Below are 4,050 nucleotides of genomic sequence, written 5' to 3' on the forward strand. Positions count from 1 at the left end.
CACCTACTTGACTGGGAACAGCGCGAGCCGAAGACCCTGCAGCGAGCGGAAAGAATCGAAGGCTAAGAACGCCACATCGTGTGGCAATGCCTTCGTGACCAACATCCGGTTGGCCCGAAGCGGCTGAGGCCGTGCCCACGGAAAGCGTCCGCCTGCAACGGAAATCACTAGATCTAAATAGAAGGCTGTCATATTCTTTAAACTGATACTTAAATCATCTGTACTTTCTTAAAGGACCGGGTTCACTTCGCCCAGTTTTCTTAAGGATTTTATTACTAGATTTTTTATTATGAAATTAACTTATCTAAGGAGGAAATAGAAAATGAGAATATACACACGAACTGGGGACAAAGGACAAACAAGTTTAATCGGTGGCCGAGTAGATAAAGACGCACCACGCGTTGAAACGTATGGTACGATCGATGAAGTGAATTCGTTTATTGGTAAGGCAATGACGGAACTTGACCCATCGGTTTTCACAGATTTACTCACTGATTTAGAAGCGATTCAAAATGAATTATTTGATTGTGGTGGCGATTTAGCAAATGTGAAAGCGAATCGTACATATAAAATGACGGAAGAGCCGGTAGAAGTTTTAGAAAAACGCATTGATGAATTGATGGAAGAACCTCCAATGCTAGAAAAATTCATTTTACCAGGCGGGTCACCAGCTGCAGCCACACTGCATATCGCACGTACAATTACACGACGGGCTGAGAGACAAATGGTGACGTTGATGAAAGTCGAAGAAGACATTCCAAGTGTAGTCCAACGATATTTGAACCGCCTATCTGACTATTTATTTGCAGCGTCGAGAGTAGCAAATTCACGTGTCAACGTACCTGATAATGAATATGTACGATCTGCTAAGGTATTTCGAAATGGTGGTCGAGCGAAAAAAGTGGAGGAATAATCAATGAACGTACGTTTATTGACATTAACCGCAATGATTGCGACATTATGTGCACTCGGTGCGCTTATTAAAATACCTGTGGGAATTGGGTCAGCAGCTCTCGATGTGGTGCCAGCTTTAGTTTCTGTCGCTATCTTGCCGCCTATATTTTCAGGGATTGCTGCGTCAATTGGTCATTTGGTGTCTTCATTATCCGCGGGAATGCCATTTGGTCCTTTTCATATCGTAATAGCAGCAGAAATGTTTATAATCTTATGGGTTTTTGCAATTTTACATCGAGCAGGGAAGACCGTCTGGAAATGGGTATTTTTCGTGATAGCAAATAGTGTAATTGCACCATTGCCGTTTTATTTCCTGATTGGATCTGTGTTCTTTTTTGCAGCAGTCCCTGCATTATTTCTAGCATCCTGTATAAATGCTGGAGTTGCTTTTTTGTTGGCACCTATGGTGGAACGACTTTACAAGAGAGTGGTTATTAAATGAGAAATGCACTCAAATTGCCAAACGGTTTTGTAGTCACATCTGATAATTCCGCTGGTATTGGTGAAAAACAAGCTGACATTGTTTATGCCATGAATGATGTTGTTAGTTATTTTGCATCACGTGTTGCTTTGCTTGAGCAATGGGCAGCGTTTGCAGAAGTTGATTCTGTCATACTTCAAAATTTCACGAGTGAAGCGGCGTGGGATTCATACATGATTGGAATCAAACGTTTACTTGAAGAAGTTGATCTAGGGCAAGTTCCAATAAGCGGCAGCAGTGAATCGAATATGGAACTTATGCAATCCGCTATGTCGGTCACAATGATTGGTCGTACTAGAGAAATTGTGGATTGTGACGTTACATGGTTTATTAATGGTCAACCATACGTCGGGAATGAAGTGCTTGAGAATATTGATGTGATTGCGGACATGAATAAGATCAAGGAAGCGATTGCAAATGGGTGGGTTAGGAAGGTTTGGCCCGTTGGTTCGAAAGGAATTCAGGCCGAAGCTAAAACGTTACTTAAAGATGAATCACTAGTGGTTGTTTCAGAATTAGACGTCGTGAAGTCAGCAGGACCTAGTACAGTGGTTCTTTTGGGGATTCCACCTGAATATGTAGAGCTATCGATACGCCATTTTGGCAATGAGTTTAGAGAGTTAATTGTGATGTAATTGACTTTGGTGGATGCGCGAAGTGACGCTAGCTATATAGAAAGAAGCGGCCGAAGATACAATTTCGGCCTTTTTTGGTTCTTTAAGTTCTGAAGAATTCAATAGTGATTATCAAGTTGTTTTAACTTATTCACTATCCACTTAAACAAAACACCTATAAAAATGTAAATAGGAAATGAATAAATGTATTCCCAGTGATATACTTCGTAGATACCTAACCAGCTTAGCAATGGTTCTAATAAAAACGAAAAGATAAAAGAACTAATTGTCATAGCAATAAAAAAAGATTTCCAACCACTAAAATATTGATAAATTATCATATAAATAATTGGCAGATGAATTTTATGAATTTCGATAATAGCAGGCACTACGGGAAAGATTTTATCAGGATAATCCCATAGCACAAGTGATACACCTATTCCATCTAAAACGAACACAGTTGATGATATCATAAGTCCATATGTGATTATTTCTATAGTTCTTTTTTTATCTAATATTAGTACCCAAATAATAAAAAATCCTATGGTTGTGATTAGAAGGAACCACCAATTGAATGTGAATAAAGTTTCATTAAGCCAATGGTCTAAATCCATATCTTTTTTCAGTCTACTTAATTCAATTATCTGGTTCCAAGTGGATTGCTCAGCTACTTTTATTGAGATTGTAGTCACTTCGAATATATTGAACATTCTATTCCTCCGAATTACTCATGACTTAATTTAATTATTATGTACATACTACACGAATATATTCTGTATAACTGATATCTGATATTTTTTGATAATAAGTAGCGGCCGTAGAATCATTTTCGGCTTTTTTTGCGTTCTCTATTCAAAAAACCGTTTTATGATTTGAGAGCTTTTAGGTTTTAAGGATCGATTGAAGTGGATTTTCACATGTTTTTAATGCCTTGTGCTAAAAGTGATGGAAAAAAGCATAAATTCCCCCCCTAGATTGAGAACGTTTTGAGATATTTTAACAAGAAATCATGGTGAGCAGTTGCTCAGTTGGAATTTTAGGTGTCCAAGTTGGAAAAATAGTCCTCCAAGTTGGAATATTTGAACCCCAAGTTGGAAAAATCACGTTCCAAGTTGTAATAGAGAAAAAATGGAAACTATAATGATGAGAACGAGCTAAGAAAGTGTCACAAACAGGAAAGTGGCAAAGGCTAGCCATGCCACCAAACATGCAATTGGGTTTAAGGTCTAGATGATTTTTCACAGAATTGAAGAAAAATCGTTAATTTACCAGTAATCTTGATGAATTATGTTGGATCTTTTAAAGGAAATCATGGTGAGCAGTTGCTCAGTTGGACTTTTAGGGGTCCAAGTTGGAAAAATAGTCTTCCAAGTTGGAATTTTTGGGCCCCAAGTTGGAAAAATCACGATCCAAGTTGGAATAGAGAAAATATGGGAACTAATGATAAAGAGTACGATTTATGAAACAGCACTTTTTTGCTTCCTTAAGAGGTTTTCTCTGCATGACAGTCTTCCTGGAACGAAGAGGAATCTACACTGTATAAACATAGGTTTCCGGGTCGCTGTGGACTGCAAACCTACTGCATCATAACCGCAAGAATGAAACAACTGAGAAAAGTGACTTCGTCACTTTTCTCAGTTGTATTTCTTTCATGCAATCTTGCGGCGTGTATGCGTCCGTCACTCCCCTACAACCCATTAGGAAATAGTGCTTTGAGTTTGGTGGACGAGAGAATAGACGTTGACTTTATAGAAAGTAGCGGCCGAAGATTCAATTTCGGCCTTTTTTTGCTCTCTTTATAATAATAAAAGTGCCATCTATCTAGTTTGTGTTTAATACTATAACGTGAAACTGTCACAAACAGGAAAGTGGCTAAGGCTAGCCGTGCCACCAAACATACAATTGGGTTTAAGTTCTAGATGATTTTTCAAAGAATTGAAGAAAAATCGTTATTTTACCAGTATTTTTGATGAATTATGTTGGATCTTTTAAAGGAAATCA

The 4,050-nt window shown here is 38.2% G+C and carries 4 protein-coding genes; 3 read left to right on the forward strand and 1 reads right to left on the reverse strand.

Annotated elements, in window-relative coordinates:
• Positions 1-322 precede the first annotated feature (322 nt).
• Genes B371_RS0101250 through B371_RS0101260 form a run of 3 tightly spaced genes read left to right on the forward strand, consistent with a single transcriptional unit; the run spans position 323 to position 2,070 of the window.
• Complete coding sequence (locus B371_RS0101250; RefSeq protein ID WP_019412508.1) at positions 323-913, forward strand: cob(I)yrinic acid a,c-diamide adenosyltransferase; 591 nt, start codon at positions 323-325, stop codon at positions 911-913.
• A 3-nt stretch (positions 914-916) separates the two neighbouring features.
• Positions 917-1,396: an ECF transporter S component gene (locus B371_RS0101255; RefSeq protein ID WP_019412509.1), complete on the forward strand. Its 480-nt coding sequence runs from the start codon at positions 917-919 to the stop codon at positions 1,394-1,396.
• Positions 1,393-2,070, forward strand: a complete 678-nt coding sequence (locus tag B371_RS0101260) for a hypothetical protein (protein ID WP_019412510.1) — start codon at positions 1,393-1,395, stop codon at positions 2,068-2,070. Before B371_RS0101255 ends, B371_RS0101260 begins: the two co-directional genes overlap by 4 nt.
• A gap of 98 nt (positions 2,071-2,168) precedes the next feature.
• Here B371_RS0101260 and B371_RS0101265 read toward each other — a convergent pair whose 3' ends face one another.
• Positions 2,169-2,759: a CBO0543 family protein gene (locus tag B371_RS0101265; protein WP_019412511.1), complete on the reverse strand. Its 591-nt coding sequence runs from the start codon at positions 2,757-2,759 to the stop codon at positions 2,169-2,171.
• Positions 2,760-4,050 lie beyond the last annotated feature (1,291 nt).

The sequence above is a fragment of the Paenisporosarcina sp. TG20 genome, from assembly GCF_000286315.1.
Taxonomy (GTDB): Bacteria; Bacillota; Bacilli; order Bacillales_A; family Planococcaceae; genus Paenisporosarcina.